The sequence below is a fragment of the Legionella nigrisilvae genome, assembly GCF_977063395.2.
In genome coordinates, this window is sequence record NZ_CDRUGZ020000019.1 from 741,534 (window position 1) to 762,909 (window position 21,376).

The following is a 21,376-nucleotide window of genomic DNA, read 5'->3' on the forward strand; positions in this document are numbered from 1 at the left end:
GAGAACCTAATGGGATTCAATTACGAGGAACTATTTATGAGCACACCGCGAATAATCATTGGAATTACTGGTGCCTCAGGCATGATTTATGGAATACGTCTTTTAGAACTACTACGTTCTACGGACATTGAAACTCATTTGATAGTTAGTAAATCAGCCCAACTGACCCGTAAATATGAAACCAACTTATCACTTACCGACTTAAAAGCATTGGCCGATGTTTATCATTCCTGGAATGATATTGGTGCAAGTATTGCAAGTGGTTCTTTTCAGACCATGGGGATGATCATTGCTCCTTGTTCGATGAAAACTTTGGCAGAAATTGCGCATGGAACGGCTAATAACCTTATTGGTCGTGCAGCGGATGTGACTTTAAAGGAACGTAGGAGATTAGTCCTCATGCCTCGTGAATCCCCATTGCATTTGGGGCATTTACAAAATATGGTTTCGCTGACCCAACAGGGGGCGATTATGTGTCCTGCAACGCCTGCGTTTTATACCAAACCAGAGACTATAGATGACATCATTAATTACAGCGTAGGTCGAATACTAGATTTGTTTCATATTGATGTGGGAATAGTAACCCGTTGGCAGGGATAGCTCTCTGCCAACAATTTCGTTGTTTATCGGGTTTGTAATGTATTAATCTTGCGTATTTAATTCAACCCAATTGGCATAAGCTTCCATAAATTTGTGTAAGAATTTTTGGGTGTCTTCTTTGGTAATATTTCCTTGCGCATCAAACAAATCTCCCGCCATGCCAATATAGGTTTCTGGTTGTTGAAGAGTTGGAATATCTAAAAAGACAAATGATTGTCTTAAATGATTGTTGGCGCCAAATCCTCCAATCGCCCCTGGAGAAACACTGATCACTGCGCCAGGAAGTTTACTCCAAATACTTTTACCATAAGGTCGAGAACCCACATCTACTGCATTTTTAAGCACCCCAGGAACAGAGCGGTTGTATTCTGGTGTAACAAACAACACTCCCTGATAGGTTTTCATTTGCTCTCGGAATTTGACCCAAGCAGCGGGCGGTCTATTTTCGTCATCCAGATCCTGGTTGTATAGGGGCAAATCACCAATTTCCACAATTTGCAGGGTTAGAGATTTAGGTGCTAGAGCAATAAGTACTTTTGCCATTTTTTTATTGTAGGATTCTTTGCGCAAGCTTCCTACAATAACTGCGATTTTTTTACTCATATTTACGACTCCTTGTATTTTTTCGGCCTCTACATGATAGGCTATACCTGATTAAATATCTAAAACAATACCTACTTACTTTTACACGAAAAATTCTTTGGTCTTCTCAAGGAACTTAATCCTGCATAACTGGAGCGGGTGGGGCGAATGGGATAAAGAGGGCTGAATCGATAAATTCACAAAGTATAACTTGATTACCACGCTGAAGTGCAAATGCCAAGGCATTGGTGGATAGTAATGATTGATTATTTGGGTAGGGTTGTTTTAAGAAATGTTAATTTTTAAACAAAAAAACTCCCCATCCTCTAAAATACTCTCATATTAAAGTGAATAGGAAGTTTCAGGAAATGAATTAGACTACTTCAACTTCTTCAGCTTGAGGACCTTTTTGTCCGTTGCTTGGCTTGAACATTACTGTTGCACCTTCAGCAAGAGTTTTAAACCCGGTGCCTAGAATTGCACTGAAATGCACAAAATAATCTTTACCGCCACTTTCTAAAAAACCGAAACCTTTGGACTCATTAAACCACTTTACTGTACCACGAATTTTATCTGACATGTTAATTTCCTAAATTGTTACCAGGACATTGTAGCATTATTTTATTAATTGTGCTGTTTTTTTATTAAATATTTTTAATTTTTTTTACATTTAATGCAAAAACAGCAAATAATGCCACCGCATCATAGAGCATTTTGACTAAAAATTCTAATACTTTGCAATCTTTTAGCCTTGTGTTGTGAGCCAGTGGATTTACAGAATATGTAATAAATTAGTGTTCAGGGATTTCAATGAGCTCGAGTCCATCTTCCTTTTTTAGAAAAGTAAAAATAATTCCTGAGCAAAAAGTAAGAGCTCCTAGCATTAGGAACGTATCATGAAATATCTCGACCGAAAGGACACGTTCTCCAGAATACTTCGCAGTAAATATGCTAAGTAAGATTGCGGACACGGCAACCCCAAAGCTTTGAGCTAATTGTTGTATAGTACTCATAATACTGGTTGCGGCACTCATATCCTTTTCAGTAATGTTGGCATAAGCCAAAGAATTCATGCCTGTATACTGTAATGCAATAAAAAATCCATACATAAAAGTTAAAAAAGCAATGCCGTATATGGAAGTATGTTGGTTGATGGAAAAAAAGGACCAAAGAGAAATACTCACGAGGATAGTATTTAAAATTAATAAATTTTTATAACCAAACCACCGCAATATAGCGAAGGATAAAGGTTTTACTAAAAAAACGCCAACCGCTATTGGAGCGAGCAACAGACCTGATAAACGAGATGAATACCCAAGTCCAATTTGTAACAGTAAAGGCAATAAAAAAGGGATGCCCCCAAAACCTAAACGCGCCAATATGTTGCCTACGACTGAAATACAAAATGTACGAGTGCGTAAAAGTTCCACTTTAACGATAGGATGCTTTCTTTTATATGAATGCTTGGTATATCCACCCAATAAGAGCAATGCGATTATGAGGGCAGACAGAGGTTCTGTGACTGATGCATTAGACTCACTTATCATGGATAACCCAAAGGTTAAGGCCGCTAATCCACTGCCGAAAAGAATAAAGCCCAATTTATCCAGCGGAGGAACTGAACGAGGAGGCATAGCCGGTAATAATTTGCTTGATAAAATTACAGCAAGTACTCCGAATGGGATATTAACCCAAAAAATCCAGCGCCAAGAGAAGCGATAAGTAATAATGCCACCGAGTAAGGGACCAAGCATCATGCCTAAAGATGCAACCATCACTACGATACTCATTTTGGCAATTAATTCATGCCGCTCGCAAGTCCGTAAAATAATAAGCCGGCCGATTGGTATGGTCAGCGAACCGCCCAAGCCTTGAAGGATACGTGCACAGATCAATTGTCCTAAGTTATTAGTAAACCCGCACCAAATTGAACTTAAAGTGAAAACAACAATGGCTGCGATAAAAACAGTTTTCATCCCAAATTTATCGGCAATCCAACCACTGATAGGGATAAAGATTGCTAGACTCAAAAGGTAACTAATGAGCGCAAATTTCAAATCAATTGGATTAACATTTAAACTTTGTGCCATGACTGGGATTGCGGTATTAATAATGGTGGTATCTACCGCTTCCATAAACATAGCAAATGAAATAATAAACAAAATGATATTTTTTTTCATGAATTCAGTATAGCAATAGGGATGAGTCAATGGTAGCCAAGTGTTAACGAAAGTGAAACTTTATGGGCCTTTTGTCTGGATCCCGCGGACAATCCGCGGGGGCGGAACAGAGCTTGCGGGTTTTAAGTGATGTGTACGAGATTCAGAGAAAAAAAACCCAGACTCCATTTGTTCAAATTAGACCTGACCCAACAAATTTTTTAACCCAGCTAAATGAGATTTTGCCAAGTTTTTTGATTGTTCCTCCGAACGCTCCACATTTTTACCAAACCATTCCAAATGTTCTGCAGGCAATTCATCCAGGAATCGACTGGGCAAACAATCTTGTAATTCGCCCCCACGGCGTCTTTGCTTGGCTAAGGTAAAGCATAGCCCTTTTTGGGCCCGGGTAATGCCAACGTAAGCTAAGCGTCTTTCTTCCTCTATTTGGTCTTCATCAATACTCACCCGATGGGGCAATAATTCTTCTTCCATGCCGACCAGATAAACATAAGGAAACTCCAAACCCTTGGATGCGTGTAAGGTCATCAGTTGCAAGGAGTCGTTATCTTGCTCATCTGCTTGCTCAAGAATATCGATCAAAATTAATTTATTAATTACTTCTGCTAAGGTTTGTTCCGGATTTTTTGCTAATAAGCGCCCGACCCATTCTAATAATTCCCAAACATTGTCCATCTTCTTTTGTGCTTTTGCAGGAGTATCACATTGTTCATAGATATGGGCTTCATAACCGCTGTCTTCTACCATCTGTTTTAAATGCTCTATAATCGAACCCATGGTTAATCGTTTTTTTGTTTCTTCTATCCATGATTTAAAAGCCTGTAAGGCGGCCCGAGGTTTTTCGGCAATATGTTCGCTCAATGCAAGATGATCTGCGGAGGCATAAAGACTCATTCCCCGGCTTTGTGCATAATGCCCTAATGAATCAAGACTGGTTTCGCCAATGCCCCTTTTTGGGGTGTTAATTACTCTTAAAAAAGCCGCATCGTCCGCTTCGTTACACAGTAGCTTTAGGTAGGCAAACACGTCTTTAACTTCTGCTTTGGCAAACCAGGACTGCCCGCCACTAATCGTATAAGGAATACTATAATGGCGGAGTACTTTTTCAAATACCCGTGACTGATGATTGCCCCGATATAAAATTGCATAATCGCCATATTCTGTTCTGGAGCGTAGTTTGTGGCTGATTAAATCAGCAACTACTTGTTCTGCTTCATCATTTTCATCTTTGCAACGAATTACTCGCAAAAGTTCTCCGTGACCTAATTCACTCCATAATTTTTTTTCAAATAGATGCTGATTGTTCGCGATAAGGTGGTTGGCTGTGTTTAAAATAATATTAGTTGAGCGGTAATTTTGTTCTAACTTTATGATTTTTAATTGTGGATAATCATGCTGCAGTTGCTTCAAATTTTCAGGTTTAGCACCTCGCCATGCATAAATTGATTGGTCATCATCACCTACGACCGTAAAACGGGCTTGAATTCCAGTTAATTTTTTTACCAGGAGGTATTGACTCGTATTGGAGTCTTGGTATTCATCTACCAGCAAATGGCGGATTTTGTTTTGCCAATAATCTAATACAGAAGAATGTTCATTTAAAAGACTAACTGGAAGACGAATTAAGTCATCAAAATCAACGGCATTGTATGCCTTAAGCGCTTGCTGATAACGAGGGTACAGGAGCGCAGCTTCTTCGTAGAAAGGTGTATCCGGACTATGTTTTATAACTTGCTCTGGCGTGAGAAGGTCATTTTTCCAGCGAGAAATTTGTTGTTGGATTTGAAAAATAAATTCTCGTTCGGTTGCTTTATTGGCGGGTAAAAAACTGCGTAAGATCTGCAAACAATCTTCGCTGTCAAAAATAGAAAATCCCTTTTTCAGATCGCATAAAGCGTAATCACGCTTAAGAATGCTCAACCCTAGAGTATGGAAGGTAGCTATTTTTAAACCGCGACGATTCGCTGCAGGGAGAACGGCGGCCACGCGAGCACGCATTTCATTGGCTGTTTTGTTTGTAAAGGTTACGGCACAAACTGTATTGGCGGCATAACCGCATGTGTTAATTAAATAGCCTATTTTTTGCGTGATTACTCGTGTTTTACCGCTTCCAGCTCCAGCAAGAACTAATAAAGGTCCGTCTATATAACGTACCGCTGCCATTTGTTGGCTATTCAACATCTTAAAGGGACTCGCTCAAAAAGGAGCGATTATTGCCCGCTTAGGCATTGTGAATCAACTATTAATTGATAGATCGTTCGACGTCAAATTCTTCTTCAGTATCAATTTCAATGAATTCAGGTTTAGGTTCTGGTTCATTTGCTTCTTCGATACCAAAAACGACTTTGTCAATGGTTTTAAATAAGGGGGCAAGAATATTTTTATCTCTCATTATTAATCCTTTAATTTTTCAGAGGAGGTTTTAAAAGCATAGTTCAAAATCATTTTTTCTCCAGGAAAAATTACAAAAAAATTATGATATACTTTGCACCGTCACGAGATTTTATTTAGGGTCAATTGCACTCTCTATTTTGGCGTAGACCTCTATTTTTTTGTGCTCTCACACTCTCATTCGTGGATGTTTGCTATGCTTCGATGTTTAAAATAAAGAGGATGATTCAATCTAGAACATTGTATGCTGGACCTAGTTTTCCGTAATTTTATTTGAGTTTATTATGAAAGAATCCGACACGCTTCAACGCTTTATTTTTGAACATGCCAATATTCGTGGTGAAATTGTTCATATTGAAAATACGTATCAAAATATTATGGGCCAGCGGGATTATCCGCCCATGGTTAAAAATTTGTTAGGAGAGGCGATTGTCTCTTGTCTTCTTTTAGCCTCCAGTATTAAATTTCAGGGTAGCTTAAATCTACAATTCCAAGGAGATAAGCGTCTCCCTTTACTACTAGTTCAGTGTGACCATGAGTTCAATGTGAGAGCTTTTGCTCAATTTATGGAACATTTGGAAACCAAAGAATATGCCTCAGCTTTTCTAGAAGGGCAGATGGTAATTACGATTAATCAATACAATAAAACAAGTTCCTATCAAAGTATGGTTCCCATTCAATCAACTTCTATGAGTGAGAATTTAATGAATTATTTTGCTCAGTCCGAGCAAGTATCCACGCGGGTTTGGTTGGCCGTGAATGAGAATGCTGCAGCTGGAATGTTGCTGCAACTAATGCCAGGCCAAGATACCGTACAAAGAGAGCAATTCTGGGAATATGCGGTGCAATTAGGCCAAACGGTGAGTGAACATGAATTACTTACATTAGATAATGAAACATTACTTTATCGTCTTTATCATGAAACAGAGCTGAGAATATTTGATAGCCGTAAAACTCAATTTAAGTGTCGCTGCAGCCTGGAGAAAATGAAGCAGGTATTGGCTGTTTTAGGTGAAGACGATGCAAAAGCATTATTACAAGAAGAGGGTGAAGTAGCGATTCGCTGTGATTTTTGCAATAAAAAATATACATTTGATCCAATTGATGTTGCAATGTTATTCCACAAGGGATAATGATTGCTGTCTTGGATTAAAACAAGTCAGTACCCAGTGGCGTTTTGCTGCCCCAGGCTATGAATTGGGTTTTATTGTAGAGTAAATTTTATTGAAGATAACATTCCTTGATCTGATTGAATGAGCTCTACACACTCCCCACGCATGGCTTGCAGTACATGTTGCAATCTAAGAAATTGTTCGCTGAGTTGTATGTATAGATCGGTTGAGTGTTTTCCTTCTAACTCACCAATAGTCAAATAGGCCGCTTGTCCCATTTCAGAAAAATACTCGAGACTGACATGTCGTCTTTTTGCAATTCCAGGAAATAGACCGCAACAGAGTAAACTTTTATCCCCCACATCGCGAAGTAATTCCATTTGCATGGTTTTCGGTCTGTTTATGGACTCAAGAAAATCGAGTGCAACCACCGATTCGATGAGTTTAGGTCCTTGAGAAAAACGCATTAATAAAAATACCAAATAACTTTCGGTATTTTCAGTGAGCATAAGCTGGGTTGCAGCTTGCGCCTCATTAACCAGAGCATACCATTGGCTAATGTCAGTGGGATGTAAAATTAATTGTTTCATAATTACTCCCTATTTTTTACCCCTCTCTTTTATTTTAGCAGTTAAAAAAAAATTGGTAGGTTTTAAAGCAACTTATTGAGCTGCAAGAAGGATTCTTGATTTAAGCCATGCGGTCTCAGGCTACAAATTAATAGAGAGGAACTTTGAGTTTGCTATACTAAAATAACAAGAAGCTGATAGGTTTTAGCTGCTTATTGATGTATAATGTCAAAACTATGAACAAATATTCTGCTTTTTCCTTCAAAGGTTATTTATGATTGATCAGATTCGCAACATCGCCATTATCGCCCACGTTGACCATGGTAAAACTACGTTAGTAGATAAATTACTCCAACAAACCGGTACATTAAATGAGAGAGCTCCTAAAGTTGAGCGCGTTATGGACTCCAATGCTTTAGAAAAAGAACGCGGCATTACCATTCTTGCCAAAAATACTTGTGTGTATTGGAAAGATCATCAAATTAATATTGTTGATACCCCAGGACATGCTGATTTTGGTGGAGAAGTCGAGCGTATTTTATCGATGGTTGATAGTGTGTTGTTGCTGGTAGATGCAGTGGACGGCCCTATGCCACAAACACGTTTTGTGACTCAAAAAGCTTTTGCCCGCGGATTAAATCCTATTGTAGTGATTAATAAAATTGACCGTCCGGGAGCTAGGCCGCATTGGGTTATGGATCAAGTATTTGATCTTTTTGATAATTTGGGTGCGACCGATGCGCAATTGGATTTTCCGGTAGTTTATACTTCTGCCTTAAATGGTTACGCTAAGTTGAATTTGGAAGATGAAGCCACAGACATGAGTGCTTTATTACAAACGATTATCAATGAAGTTGAAGCACCTAAAGTGGATGCGAATGGTCCTTTCCAAATGCAAATTAGCTCTCTCGATTATTCATCTTATGTGGGTACTATTGGCATAGGTCGTATTACTCGAGGCCAAATTAAAGCTAAATCCCCAGTTAAAATTATTGATAAAGATGGCAATATTCGTGCGGGTCGATTGTTGCAACTACTCGGTTTTAAAGGCCTTGAGCGCATCGAAGTTGAAGAAGCGGGGGCGGGCAATATTATTGCCATTACTGGTATCGAAGGCATTAAGATTTCTGATACGATTTGTGATCCCAATCTGGTTGAGGCATTACCGGTACTTTCGGTGGACGAGCCAACAATTAGTATGACCTTCCAAGTTAACGATTCGCCGTTCGCAGGTCAGGAAGGAAAGTTTGTGACCTCGCGAAAAATTCGGGAACGCCTAGAAACAGAATTATTACACAACGTTGCTTTACGCGTTGAGGATTGTGACGACCCTGATAAATTCCGGGTTTCTGGTCGCGGTGAACTACATTTGTCCATTCTGATCGAGACAATGCGTCGTGAAGGCTATGAATTAGCGATTAGCAAACCAGAAGTCATTATTCGCGAAGTAGATGGCGAGCAACAAGAGCCTTATGAGCATTTAACTGTCGATGTAGAAGAAAATCACCAGGGTTCTATCATGGAAAAGTTAGGTGAGCGTCGTGGTGAACTGCAAAATATGGTTCCAGATGGTAAAGGCAGAGTACGTCTTGACTATATGATTCCTACCCGAGGCCTGATTGGTTTTCATAATGAGTTCTTGTCTTCCACCTCAGGTACAGGTTTAATGTATCATGTGTATGATCATTATGGTCCGGCAATTAAAGGACGAATAGGGAAGCGCGCAAATGGTGTACTGATTGCCAATTGTCAAGGAATGGCGCGAGCTTTTGCTTTGTTCAACTTGCAAGATCGTGGTAGGTTATTTGTTGAGCCACAAACAGTTTGTTACGAAGGAATGATTGTTGGAATCCATGCCCGTGATAATGATTTAGTGGTGAATGTGACTAAAGAAAAACAATTAACTAACATTCGTGCTTCAGGTTCTGACGAAAATATTATATTAACTCCTGCAGTCAAATTAACTTTGGAGCAGGCATTGGAATTTATTGATGATGATGAATTAGTGGAAGTAACTCCTGATTCCATCCGTATAAGAAAAAAATCATTGAAAGAACATGAACGAAAAAAAGCATCAAGAACAGCAAATATTGAAGAATAAAATTAAATTTGAACGGATCGTTTTGTATGCACGTCAGCACCGAGCCAATCAAGGGGTAAACGAAAGTTTAGGCCGTCTGATCGAGTTCCTGGAAAACCAAGACGTGCAAATTTACCAAGACATTGATACCGCTTCTAGCTTTGATGCGAAAATTCCCATATTGGCCAGGGAAGATATGGGTAAAAAAAATGATTTGATCATTGTTGTTGGCGGTGATGGGAGTTTGCTTTCAGCAGCCCGCATGGCGATTAAAGTGGATACCCCGGTCATCGGTATTAACCGCGGCCGCCTGGGGTTTCTTACCGATATTTTGCCCCATGAACTGGAAAAACAGATGGGTGCAGTTCTTAGAGGCGATTATGAAGAAGAAAAGCGTTTTCTTTTACATACTCGAATTTATGATGAACATCATACTTATTTTGAGGGTGATGCACTCAATGATGTCGTATTAGGCCGGGGTCAGGAAACGCATCTCATTGAATTCTCAGTACATGTAAATCAACAATTGGTGAGCCATTATCGATCTGACGGTATGATTCTCTCCACACCCACCGGTTCTACTGCCTACGCTTTATCTGCGGGCGGTCCAATTATGCATCCACAATTAAATGCCATCGTTCTTGTGCCTATGTTTTCTCATAGTTTGAGCTCACGTCCATTGGTTATCGATGGCGAGTCTAAAATTGAACTGCATATCAGCCAATTCAATGAAGCTGATTTGCGAGTGAGTTGTGATGGTCACGAATCAAGAATGGTCAAACCCGGACAAAAAGTGGCTATTCAAAAAAATAGCCATCAATTACGTCTACTGCACCCTCTTGATTATCATTATTATGATACATTACGATCAAAACTGGGTTGGGAATCTAAACATCAGGGATAGGATTGAACATGCTCACCACTTTGTGCATTGAACAGTTTGCGATTGTACAACACTTGGAGTTGGATTTTACTCAAGGAATGACTGCCTTCACTGGTGAAACAGGAGCCGGTAAGTCCATTATGATCGATGCTCTGATGCTGGCTTTAGGTGATAGAGCTGATGCTTCGGTTATTAGACCAGGCCAAGAAAAATGTGACATCACCGCTGGATTTTTTGTGGGCCAGGGCTCGGAACCTGCCCTATGGCTTGCAGAACACGATATTCCTTGTGATGATGGTGAACTCTATTTGCGACGGGTAATTTATGCCGAGGGTCGCTCCAAATCCTATATCAATGGCCAACCATTCCCATTACAAAAGGTAAAAGAACTCAGTGAAAAGCTGGTACATATTCACGGACAACATCAACATCAAACCTTGATGCATCATGCAACGCACCGCCAGCAGTTGGATCAATATGGCAAAAATCAGGTATTACTTGAGGAAGTTGCCCAACTTTACAAACAATGTCATAAAGTCAATCAAGAAATAGAAGCGTTGGAAGTCCAGCAACAACAAGCAGATAAAATTGCATTATTACAATTTCAAATTAATGAGTTATCTGCATTGAATTTGCACGAAAACGAAATTGAAACCTTATATCAAGAACACCAAATGTTGCATCATGCAAAAGATTATTTGCAAAAAAGTCAGCAAATTAATGGATTATTAAATTCTGAGGACGAACCCAACATTTGTACCAGTTTAAATCAGATTTTGCACTCCTTGAGTCAATTGCCACAAGAACAAGCTCAAATCAAAAATACTGTGGAGTTGATTAACGGCGCACTGATTCAGTGCGAGGAAGCGATAGATGAGATGCAACAATTCGCGGAGCGTGTCCACCTGGATCCAGAACGATTACATGAAATCGAAACCCGCATGAGTGCCATACATCAGCTTGCGCGTAAATATCATATTGATAGCAGCCAACTCCATGAACATGCTCAAAACTTACAAAAGGAATTAGATCTTTTGCAAGACAGCGAAAGCAGATTAGCAAAATTAAAAATACACCATTGCCAGTTAATAGCCAACTATGAAAAAGCTGCCTTTAAATTAAGAGAGATACGGAAAACACAGGCAAAAAAACTGGCGCAAGAAATCACAGCCAGCATCCAACAGCTTGGTATGCCTAAGGGATGGGTGGAAATTGAACTATCTCCTTTGGAAAAAATGCATCCGCATGGCATGGATAAAGTGGAATATAAAGTATGTACCAATCCGGGTATGGAGCTTGATTCATTAAGTAAAGTAGCATCTGGTGGTGAGCTTTCCCGAATTAGTTTATCCATCCAAATGATTACCGCCCAACAAGGTACAACCCCAACCTTATTGTTCGATGAGGTGGATGTCGGTATTGGGGGGGCTACTGCTGCTTTAGTGGGACAAATGCTTCGTAAATTAGGTGAGCGTTTGCAAGTATTTTGTGTGACACATCAACCTCAGGTGGCTGCTGCAGCCCATAACCATTTTATGGTTGAAAAGTTAAGCGATAATAAAGAGACGTTCACCCAAATTTCCTTACTGCAGTCAACTGAAAAAATTGATGAAATTGCCCGCATGTTGGGAGGGTTGAAAATAACAGAACAAACTCGCTCCCATGCCAAAGAATTATTGCTACAAAGCAACTAGGGGCTGTTGATTTTTCTAACTAGGGTTCTCACTTCCTAAGATATCGGCACTTTCGTAGCGTTATACCTCTCATTACGATTTTAATGCTTCACTAAGTGAAATAAAATGGTAGCCATGTTCTTCAAACATGCGCAGTAAATCATCTAAGAAGTAACCATTTAGCAAATTAGCATGGATGAGTAGGACTTGCTTTCCAGGGGTATTTTGTTCCGCAGTCAATGTACGTTGCCAAACGTATTCTAGATACCGTTTTTTCAAATCAGTTAAGGATGCCTGTGGATTTTGTTTCATTAGTTTTATTAATTGAGAATTAAATTCGAAATCCTTACTGTCAATGGTGACGGGAGCAATAATGTAATTATTTTTACTTAAGTAGTGGCGGACAATACTTTTTTTCCAAAATTTCCCTTCTGAGAGATAGGGGTAACGAAAATATTTTGGCTGGGACATAAAGGGTGCCAGCACTTTATCTGCTTGAATAAGATCGTCGATGTATTCTTCATAAGAAACCCGTTTTAATTTTAAATGAGAATAACTATGGTTTCCTAATTCCCAACCATTCTGTTTAAATACCTCAAATTGCTTTATCGTTTCGTTGTTCACTCTACTCCCAATCATAAAACCAATTGCCGGAACTTGATGACTCACAAGGCTGTTGACCATTTTTTCAAAAGCTTCATAAGGCGTTTTAATAAGAGGTAAATCGTCAATGGTAATTGCAACACTCCGTTGTTCTGCAAAGCAGATACCAGTTAATAGGAAAAATAAAGCAATAGCATGGTACAGAATTTTTTTCAAAATAGCACTCCAAACATGGTATTGGTAAATTAAATTGAACTAATTCGATATAGGCGACTATGTTTGCATAGAAATGTGATAGTTCCAATAGTTAAATATTAAGGGGGATGATCACCCCGTCTTAAGAGGATGGGGTGAAAAATGGATGGTGTTTATGACTAGACTACTTATTAGATTGCATTAACACGTTCTGGTAGTGCTTCAATGAATTCTTGAGTCGTAGTTTTTTCATCTTTTCGCAGAGCAAATAGCCGAGGTTGATTATAAATAGAATTATTTCTTGCTTCCTTAAGAACATCCTTTATTGAAGAATGACCAGAAAGAGTTTCACGAACTTTGCTTTTTAATTGTTTTAGTTGTTCTTTTTTATCTTCTGCCAGCGACGCATTAACCAATACAGTGTCCAAGTGTTTTCGCTCATATTTTTCAATGAGAGATAGCGTATGCTCAATGTTCCATTCCTTCGACGGATATTTCGCATCCTTCGCCAATGAAACATTAATTTCATCTGGAATTCCTAGTTGCTTATTCCATGCTTTAGAAAAACTGAGTGGTTTCGGTTGAGATTTTTGGACTGTATCACTTGAAATGGGATTCAATTGGCTAGCTAAGTAATCCCAACTGGCAGCAAGAAAATATAAGGGGGAGGCAATAAATTTAAGAACCTGTGTGGGGATGTCGGTACCATGTTCATTATCCGCTTCAGAACCCAGGCGTTCTTCCAGTAAAGTTTTGTGTTTGTGATTACCCGATCCCAAGAAATAGTGAGCATCTTCAAAACCCTCACTAATAATTGCTACGAGTGCAGAAACTATTTGAGGTACTCCAGGCATGCGATCTGAAGTGAGCGCCACGCTTACTAAATGACCAAAAAAAAGAAGAATACGTAATGGGGTAATCGTTAATTTTAATAAAATACGAAATGGGTTGAGCATTTGCAGCCAATTTTCTGTATCCCAAACATGGGTAAATCCAGCAGAAATTGCCTTGTAAGTGCGTTGAAATATATTCTCAGAGTTTTCCTCATCAGAGTTTTCCTCCGTCGCCTCATACACTATTTCCAGAGATTCGGCAGAATTTTGTATGTTAAAGAATATTGCGGATAAGCCAGTGATAATGGGATTAATAACCCCCATAACAAAACTGGGAATGTTTTTCATCCATTCAAATAAAGGGCGAGCACTGGTTGCTACAGTCCACCAAGTACCCGCGGTACAAACCGTAAGTGCAATGGCTAAGCTAACTAAAAAAATAGCTATGGCAGCCATAAACAAGTTACGAGGATTTAAGCTTTTGTTTAAATCGTTGCTTAGTTTGGTGTACCATTTTTTTATGGTGTCATTGTTGATAAGATCAGTAATCGTGTTATACGTCAACATACCATAAGCAGCCCCAGCGATTAGTGCCATAGGGACAACTAAGATTGGCCACAAAGCAAAAGGAATCGCAGCCATCAAAGGGATCACGCTGAAGGCTTCAACAATGAGGTAGGTGCTACCAAGCCCCATAAACGTAGCGGCAAGAAGGCTAAACCCTTTAACAAAATTAAAAGTGGACTGACGTTTATCTAAACGGTCTTGCCATTCACTTTGTCCATTTTTTTCAAGCCAGTCTCTTAGTTGTGCTGTATAAAATGATAAGTTCTGCGTTTTCTTTTTCTTCACTGAAAATAATTGCAAAGCGAACCATTTTTCCATGTCGGACAAAGTTTTTTCGATTTGCTTTTTGCGTTTTCTACTCTCTTTATCGAGTGGTTTATGGTTAAACTCACTAAGCAATTTGAGTTGGGCCTCATAATCTTTAAAAAACTGAGGACACTCTTTAGACGTTGTATCGGGAAAATGTTCTAGCAAATATTCTTTAGCTAAATGATTCTCAAGATAATCCTTTTTAAATAACTTTTTGAACGATCCTTTTAGGTTTTGTAGATAGACTTCACCTTCATAGGCCACTGAAAGACCAAAAGCAGCAAAGGCTAGAGATAAAGCGGGGTATAAAGCATACATCCCTCCAAAACTTAAAAAACCAAGAATTAAACTAGCACCTACAGTAAGGGATGCCAGAGCAAGGTAACGAGGAATTTTTTTGAATCTTTTTTTTGTTACTGCCATTTATTTGCTCAATTAATGGATTAGGGCTGAAACTGTATCCCAAATGAAAATGATTATCAATAGCGATAAGTTTAAAAAAAAGACATGTGGTTATTTTTTTATTGAAGAAAACTTAAATTAAACAGTGGATTCAACTGCCGAATTTAGGTAAAGTGAGTTTTCGCAGTGTAAACACATTTAAAATTTTAATTTTAACTTAGGAGTAGAAATGCGTTTGAATCAATGGATGACCTATATCGCAGTGGGCTCGGTGCTTGCGAGTACTAACGTTTTGGCCAATGCCCCTGTTCATGAACAGTTGCAAGTCCCTCAATGTCTTGCAGCCAAAATCACTGCTCCTTATGAGGTTTTGGCAGAAAATAAAGAATTTAAGATTATTGATCTCGCTGCGGCTGATGTAGATACCCTGACTCATTTAGCAGATGAAGCAAATTGTGGTCGTTTTGTGAATGTAAGCCATCATATAATTGGTTCCTTACTGCCCGCAAAAAAACAATCTGCGCAACGAGTTCTGCAGAAAAAAAACATTAAAACAGTACAACCACAAAATACAGTTTATGAGATTAAACATCAGAATGAAGTCAATGCAGCATTACATGAGGTAATTCCAGCAAATATTTGGAATACTTTGACAAAACTTACCTCCTTTCATAACCGTTCCGCTACCAAAGATACCGGCGTAGATGCAGCACGTTGGCTAAAAAAGACTTTTGAAGACATGGCTCAAGCAAATGGCCGCACTGATACTGCAACTTTTTTCGTGAAAACAGGAAGTTACTATAAGCAACCTTCATTAGTAACGGTTATAGGTAAAGATATTAATGAACCAGGTGTGGTAATTGGCGCCCATATGGATACACTGGATGGTCGTATGCCAGGGGCTGGAGATGATGGTAGTGGTTCTTCATCGATTATGGAAATGGCTCGGGTTTTGCTATCTTCTAAAACAGTTTTTAAGCGCCCAATCTATATTATTTGGTATGCAGCTGAGGAACGAGGTTTAGTCGGTTCTCAATATGTAGTTGAACATTTCATGGATCATTCGATTCCTGTAAAAGCAGCAATCCAGTTCGATATGACTGGATATCGAGTGGATTCCAAAGATCCAACTATGTGGGTATTTACTGATTATACCAATAGAAGTTTAAGTAATTTCGTAGCAGAATTAATCAACAATTATGTTCAAGTTCCAGTTGCTTATTCAGAGTGTGGCTATGGTTGCAGCGACCATGCTTCATGGGATGAAGTAGGTATTCCAGCCGCATTCCCATGTGAGTCTAATTTTGAAGATCACAATCCGTACATTCATAGTTCTGAAGACACTATGAATAGATTAAGTCTTGAGCATATGACTAATTTCTCTAAATTAGCATTGGCTTTCGCTATTGAAATGGCATCAGAATAATCCTACATGCCTTCACCTCTGCCTGTGTCCACGCGCACAATCCCACGAGCAAGTCGTGGGGTGCAGGGGTAATTGGGAGCTAAGCAGGTCTGTGCAAGAGATGTGTATAAGTTAAGTTGAATTCATAGAGGTGATTGTTGTTCTTTAATAATGTGAGATGTAATGATGAGTCGAGCAGTACGTAAAGTAGGGCTATTTCTGGGTATATTTTTAAGCAGTATAAGCTTCGCTGTAAATGCGGGGAAGCTTCTTCCTCCCTGGTACTTATTGAATAATCAGTTAAGTGCCACCTTAAATGCGGATCCTTGTGTACACGTGGGTGATTTAACCGGCGATGGGCTTGAAATGGAAATTAAAGTTACTGTTTGTAATGAGGATAAAGCACGTGCATTAGCCTCATTCATTAATCGTGTGCATACCTATGGAGATGAATTAGCAGTAACGGTAAAAATTTATTCTGATTCGGCTCCTGTCGAAGCGAACGCGCCCAGTACCCCAGATGAAGCGGTGGAGCTTATCAATCAAGCTCTTAAAGGAAACAAATATTTTTTAAGTGCAGGACTTGGCACAAGACAATATGATGGAACCGCCTATGCACTTTTTAAACCTATGATTGTGCAATATTATGCTGATGATACGAGTGACTGGTATTTTAATAAGAATGAAGTAGCAGCTAAAGCTTTTGGGACTGTTTTTAATCTAGACCCTTATCTTGATGGCGCTATTAAAATGTATGCTAGCACCGAAGTGATAGAATAAGATAAACAAAGTAAGCAAACATAAACTTCTTTTATATCCCAGGTCAAGGAGACCCTTTAACCTGGGTTTCACATACTAAGCATCCTCTTGAAGTGATTAAAAATTATACAATTCCTATAAATTTATCATAATTGTGATAGACTACAAAAAAGACATTTAGTCATTTTTTTGCCCACACAGGCAATGCCTCAATATATTTGGAAAGATGTTATGCCAAAATGTACCATTGGATTATTACTCAGTGCAGCACATATTGCTTACCGCATTGTGGGGAAGGACAATAATTTGCGAGAAGAGCCTCGTGAGGGGTACGTCTCTACAGCCCAATTAATGGCTGATATCTCTAATTCGGGATACCTCATTACGGAAAAAACCAATGCCGATGTAGCACTTTCCAATGGTTTAACTGCAGTTCGGCTTGAACCACTAGATAACGAATCGCCTATCATCATTTCTTTTAGAGGATCAGATTCTCTGAGAGATGTGTTTTCAGACCTAAATGTAATATTGACTGGCACAGTAGGAAGAAAACTACAAGAAGATGCTTTTTCTTTTTTTAAAGAAACTAAAAAAGCTTTTCCAAATAGAGAAATTATATTAGTGGGTCATTCTCTTGGAGGGCACTTAGCTCAACATGTAGGTGCGATAGCTTATGCCGAAGATCCAGACTTGATAAAATCAAGAAGTATCCATGTAAGAACTTTTAATACCGCACCTGTTGATTCACGTCATGGTAGATGGTTGAAGGATAAACACCCTTCTATTTTTACTCAATTTTGTAATTATAGACTGGATAGAGATGTAGTCAGTCAAACACCCGTTAAACAATATTATGGAAACACCTTTTCGTTTTGTACCGAAAAAGGTAGGTTTGCAGCTCATCCTCTGAGGGCAATGAGAGAAGTTATTCCTGACTCCGTACAAAACTTGGAAATAGGTGGAACTAATAAAGTTCAAAGAGACTTAAATACCTTAAAAGAAGCAGTTCTAGGTATAAAAGAAGCTTATGCTGCCCATATAAAGGGGCAATGGTTTTCTAAGTTTCGAATGGGTAGTAAAAATATGAAAATTATCGATGAGACCTTAGACTTGGTTACCAAGGAATTAAATGAAGATCCGCCTGATTTGGAAACGGCAAAAGTTCTACTAAAACTTGCTAGGCTGGGAACACATGGAGCTACATCGCATAAGTGCTTGAAATTTTTACTAGAGGATGTCGAGTATGTTCAAAAAGAATATAAGGAACTTCTTGCATCCTCGAGTGTGTCGAGCGAGAACGCCTATGAATTTCATCGTTAAACGGATGGATTATTCAACGGTGGACAATGATACTCTTCGGTGCTCTCATTTTCGGAATTGACTGCTTGCAATACAATGGGGAATTTCCACAAAGAATAGAGATGTTTCAGTACGTCTGCGGTGGTATTCCCTAAAGGTACTCTGTTTTGTTGCGTATACCTTAGAGTCATGGAGCGATCTCCTTGTACGTCAACAGAGAAAATTTGAATATCGGGTTCTAAATAACCTAAATTATACTGTCTCGATAATGCCTCTCTTATTCTTTGATATCCTGGCTCATTATGAATTGCATTAACATAAAGATCAGGACTGCGATCATCGTCAACAACATGAAATAATTTTAAATCACGAATCAATTTGGGTGATAGATATTGGGCAATAAAACTTTCATCCTTGAAATGGCGCATCGCATTATCCAGGCTACTTAACCAATCGGTATTAGCCAAATAAGGAAACCATGCTTTATCTTCTTCAGTAGGATTTTCACAAATCCGTTTGATGTCTTGCATCATATGATAACCCAAAGTATAAGGATTAATTCCACTATAATAGGGGCTATTATAAGGTGGTTGCATGATAACGTTGGTGTGACTTTGTAAGATTTCCAACATAAATTCATCTGTAACCAGCCCTTCATCGTACAGTGCGTGTAAAATGGTATAGTGCCAAAAGCAAGCCCATCCTTCATTCATCACCTTGGTTTGCCCTTGAGGATAAAAATACTGAGCCATCTTGCGTACAATACGGACAATTTCTCTTTGCCACGGCTCTAATAAGGGTGCATTTTTTTCAATAAAATACAAAATATTTTCTTGCGGTTCTTCTGGGAATCGTTTTTTCTTAGCTTCTTCGGTGACTTGTCGGCCTTGAGGTATGGTTCGCCATAATTCATTAACTTGCGATTGCAAGTAAATTTCGCGATTTTGTTGGCGGATTTTTTCTTCTTGGATGGACAAAGGTGCCGGGTGTTTGTAACGATCCACACCATAGTTCATCAAGGAATGACAGGCATCCAAAATTGATTCTACTTCATTGATGCCATAACGTTGTTCACATTCACTAATGTATTTTCTTGCAAACACCAAATAATCAATAATGGCATCAGCAGAAGTCCACATTTTAAATAAGTAATTGTTTTTAAAAAACGAGTTATGTCCATAACAAGCATGAGCAATTACCAAAGCTTGCATGGCCATGGTATTTTCTTCCATAAGATAGGAAATACAAGGATTTGAATTAATAACTAATTCATAAGCCAAACCCATTTGTCCTCTTTTGTAACTTTTTTCAACACTGACAAAATGTTTACCAAAAGACCAATGATGATAACCTATAGGCATTCCTACAGAAGCATAAGCATCCATCATTTGTTCTGCAGTAATAACTTCTATTTGATTGGGATAAGTGTCTAACTTAAAGTCTTTGGCAATGCGTGCAATTTCACGATCGTAGTCCTGTATTAATTCAAAGGTCCATTCTGCACCTGTAGATAATGGCTTCTTCTTTTTCATGCAGTCTTCCTTTTAAATAGCTCATGAAATACCGGGTAGATGTCTGCTACCGTATCAATATTCTCCATCGCAAAATTAGGATAGCGCTCTTTTACTAGTTGATAAACTTCCCATAAACTTTGATGATGGCGTGGCATGATTTCAATATAGGCAAAATATTGCAATAAAGGCATGATCTTATCTTGCAATAACTCCTGACAATAAGGGGAATCGGCGTTCCAATTATCTCCATCTGATGCTTGGGCGACGTAAATATTCCATGCTTCGGGAGGATATCGGGTATCGATAATGGTACTAAGAAGTTCTAAAGCGCTGGAAACTACAGTACCCCCCGTTTCTCGCGAATAAAAGAACTCTTCTTCATTTACCTCTTTGGCAGAGGTATGATGGCGGATAAATACGAGCTCAATTTTTTCATAATTTTTGGTAAGAAACATATAAAGAAGGATAAAAAAGCGTTTTGCAATATCTTTCTTCGCCTCATCCATTGAACCGGATACATCCATTACACAAAACATGACTGCTTGAGTTGAGGGTGAGGGTATACGAACGCGAAAGTTATAGCGTAAATCGATAGTATCAATAAAGGGGAACGTTTGTATTTTTTTCTTAAGATATTCAACTCTCTTTTGCAGATTGATTAAAGCCTCGGCATCTGGAACAGGTTGGGCCTGTAGTTGCTCGAGTTCTTCTTCAGCAGCGATTAATTGTTTTTTATAAGGAGAAGCTAAAGCAACGCGACGTCCCGTTGCTTGTTTCATCGAGCGAAGAACATTAATATTGTTGGGAATGCCACTGGTTGTTACTCCCGCCCTTACTGTTTTGAAGGTGCTAATACGCGCCAATTCTTTTTTAACTAAATCTGGCAATTCCAGATCTTCAAAGTACAGATCCAAAAATTCTTCCCGTGATAATTCAAAAACAAAATTATCCTCACCTTCACCACTGTCACTGGCTTCAGAACCATCCCCGCCACTCCCAGAACCACCAGTGGGCCTCCTTATTCGATCACCAGTAACAAAATTATCATTACCAGGTAATACCCGTTCTATGTGTCCACCTTGACCTCTATGAAACATAGGCTCAGAAATATCTTTGGCTGGAATGGTAATTTGTTCGCCTTGGTCAATTTCGGTAATACTTCGCTTGCCAACTGCATCAGAGACAGCACGTTTGATCTGATTTTTATAGCGGCGAAGAAAGCGTTGGCGATTAACCGTACTTTTTTTACCCGCATTTTGTCGTCTATCAATCAATTGCGACATAATTTAGCCCCACATAAAATATTCTGCACCTATTTGTACTTTGGCGAAGGCAAGAGCCTGGGCTCAAAGAAGCTTTACTATAGGTCCCGGGTTACAACTCGCGCTTAACCCAAACTACAAAATAGCTAGTCTTTAGC

At 39.0% G+C, this 21,376-nt stretch carries 18 protein-coding genes; 8 read left to right on the plus strand and 10 right to left on the minus strand.

Features of this window, described 5'->3' with window-relative positions:
* The first annotated feature begins 36 nt into the window (after window positions 1–36).
* Window positions 37–600 carry a UbiX family flavin prenyltransferase gene (locus ACWTE2_RS08360; RefSeq protein ID WP_454784973.1) on the plus strand — a complete coding sequence of 188 codons (564 nt, stop codon included), beginning with the start codon at window positions 37–39 and terminating at the stop codon, window positions 598–600.
* Window positions 601–642: 42 nt separating this feature from the next.
* Here the strand turns inward: ACWTE2_RS08360 and ACWTE2_RS08365 are convergent, their stop codons facing one another.
* The 5 genes from ACWTE2_RS08365 to ACWTE2_RS08385 all read right to left on the minus strand — a co-directional run bounded on the left by ACWTE2_RS08365 (window position 643) and on the right by ACWTE2_RS08385 (window position 5,754).
* Window positions 643–1,203 carry an NADPH-dependent FMN reductase gene (locus ACWTE2_RS08365; protein WP_182392302.1) on the minus strand — a complete coding sequence of 187 codons (561 nt, stop codon included), beginning with the start codon at window positions 1,201–1,203 and terminating at the stop codon, window positions 643–645.
* A 352-nt stretch (window positions 1,204–1,555) separates the two neighbouring features.
* Complete coding sequence (locus tag ACWTE2_RS08370) at window positions 1,556–1,762, minus strand: cold-shock protein (RefSeq protein WP_010652353.1); 207 nt, start codon at window positions 1,760–1,762, stop codon at window positions 1,556–1,558.
* A 211-nt stretch (window positions 1,763–1,973) separates the two neighbouring features.
* Window positions 1,974–3,362, minus strand: coding sequence for a DHA2 family efflux MFS transporter permease subunit (locus ACWTE2_RS08375; RefSeq protein ID WP_454784974.1), 1,389 nt, complete (start codon window positions 3,360–3,362; stop codon window positions 1,974–1,976).
* Window positions 3,363–3,539: 177 nt separating this feature from the next.
* Window positions 3,540–5,543: a UvrD-helicase domain-containing protein gene (locus ACWTE2_RS08380; protein ID WP_454784975.1), complete on the minus strand. Its 2,004-nt coding sequence runs from the start codon at window positions 5,541–5,543 to the stop codon at window positions 3,540–3,542.
* Between the two features lie 61 nt (window positions 5,544–5,604).
* Window positions 5,605–5,754 (minus strand): hypothetical protein, encoded by a 150-nt coding sequence (locus ACWTE2_RS08385; RefSeq protein ID WP_182392305.1) that lies wholly within the window; start codon window positions 5,752–5,754, stop codon window positions 5,605–5,607.
* Between the two features lie 283 nt (window positions 5,755–6,037).
* Between ACWTE2_RS08385 and hslO the strand changes: the two genes are divergently transcribed.
* Window positions 6,038–6,886 (plus strand): Hsp33 family molecular chaperone HslO, encoded by an 849-nt coding sequence (gene hslO, locus ACWTE2_RS08390; protein WP_454784976.1) that lies wholly within the window; start codon window positions 6,038–6,040, stop codon window positions 6,884–6,886.
* Between the two features lie 71 nt (window positions 6,887–6,957).
* On the opposite strand, the gene ACWTE2_RS08395 is transcribed toward hslO, so the two are convergent.
* Window positions 6,958–7,455 carry a hypothetical protein gene (locus ACWTE2_RS08395; protein WP_454784977.1) on the minus strand — a complete coding sequence of 166 codons (498 nt, stop codon included), beginning with the start codon at window positions 7,453–7,455 and terminating at the stop codon, window positions 6,958–6,960.
* A gap of 253 nt (window positions 7,456–7,708) precedes the next feature.
* Here ACWTE2_RS08395 and typA point away from each other — a divergent pair, with 253 nt between their 5' ends.
* The 3 genes from typA to recN are packed head-to-tail and all read left to right on the plus strand — an operon-like array spanning window position 7,709 to window position 12,091.
* Window positions 7,709–9,535, plus strand: a complete 1,827-nt coding sequence (gene typA / locus ACWTE2_RS08400) for a translational GTPase TypA (protein WP_454784978.1) — start codon at window positions 7,709–7,711, stop codon at window positions 9,533–9,535.
* Entirely contained in the window at window positions 9,492–10,418 is a 927-nt protein-coding gene (locus ACWTE2_RS08405) for an NAD(+) kinase (protein ID WP_454784979.1), read from the plus strand. The genes typA and ACWTE2_RS08405 overlap by 44 nt, the downstream gene beginning before the upstream one ends.
* An 8-nt stretch (window positions 10,419–10,426) precedes the next feature.
* Window positions 10,427–12,091 (plus strand): DNA repair protein RecN, encoded by a 1,665-nt coding sequence (gene recN / locus ACWTE2_RS08410; protein ID WP_454784980.1) that lies wholly within the window; start codon window positions 10,427–10,429, stop codon window positions 12,089–12,091.
* 72 nt (window positions 12,092–12,163) lie between these two features.
* Here recN and ACWTE2_RS08415 read toward each other — a convergent pair whose 3' ends face one another.
* Together ACWTE2_RS08415 and ACWTE2_RS08420 are read right to left on the minus strand one after the other, a co-directional pair.
* Complete coding sequence (locus ACWTE2_RS08415; RefSeq protein ID WP_182392311.1) at window positions 12,164–12,889, minus strand: polysaccharide deacetylase family protein; 726 nt, start codon at window positions 12,887–12,889, stop codon at window positions 12,164–12,166.
* Between the two features lie 170 nt (window positions 12,890–13,059).
* A complete protein-coding gene (locus ACWTE2_RS08420) occupies window positions 13,060–15,000 on the minus strand; it encodes a hypothetical protein (RefSeq protein ID WP_454784981.1) in 1,941 nt (646 codons plus the stop codon).
* A gap of 208 nt (window positions 15,001–15,208) precedes the next feature.
* Between ACWTE2_RS08420 and lapA the strand changes: the two genes are divergently transcribed.
* The 3 genes from lapA (at window position 15,209) to ACWTE2_RS08435 (ending at window position 18,463) form a co-directional block, all read left to right on the plus strand.
* Window positions 15,209–16,405, plus strand: coding sequence for an aminopeptidase LapA (lapA, locus tag ACWTE2_RS08425; protein WP_454784982.1), 1,197 nt, complete (start codon window positions 15,209–15,211; stop codon window positions 16,403–16,405).
* A 162-nt stretch (window positions 16,406–16,567) separates the two neighbouring features.
* Window positions 16,568–17,164, plus strand: coding sequence for a group-specific protein (locus ACWTE2_RS08430; RefSeq protein WP_454784983.1), 597 nt, complete (start codon window positions 16,568–16,570; stop codon window positions 17,162–17,164).
* 210 nt (window positions 17,165–17,374) lie between these two features.
* A complete protein-coding gene (locus tag ACWTE2_RS08435; RefSeq protein ID WP_454784984.1) occupies window positions 17,375–18,463 on the plus strand; it encodes a lipase family protein in 1,089 nt (362 codons plus the stop codon).
* Here the strand turns inward: ACWTE2_RS08435 and ACWTE2_RS08440 are convergent.
* Entirely contained in the window at window positions 18,460–19,974 is a 1,515-nt protein-coding gene (locus ACWTE2_RS08440; protein WP_454784985.1) for a SpoVR family protein, read from the minus strand. The genes ACWTE2_RS08435 and ACWTE2_RS08440 overlap by 4 nt on opposite strands.
* On the minus strand, window positions 19,971–21,239 hold the full coding sequence (locus ACWTE2_RS08445; protein ID WP_454784986.1) for a YeaH/YhbH family protein: 1,269 nt from the start codon (window positions 21,237–21,239) through the stop codon (window positions 19,971–19,973). Before ACWTE2_RS08445 ends, ACWTE2_RS08440 begins: the two co-directional genes overlap by 4 nt.
* Between the last annotated feature and the right edge of the window lie 137 nt (window positions 21,240–21,376).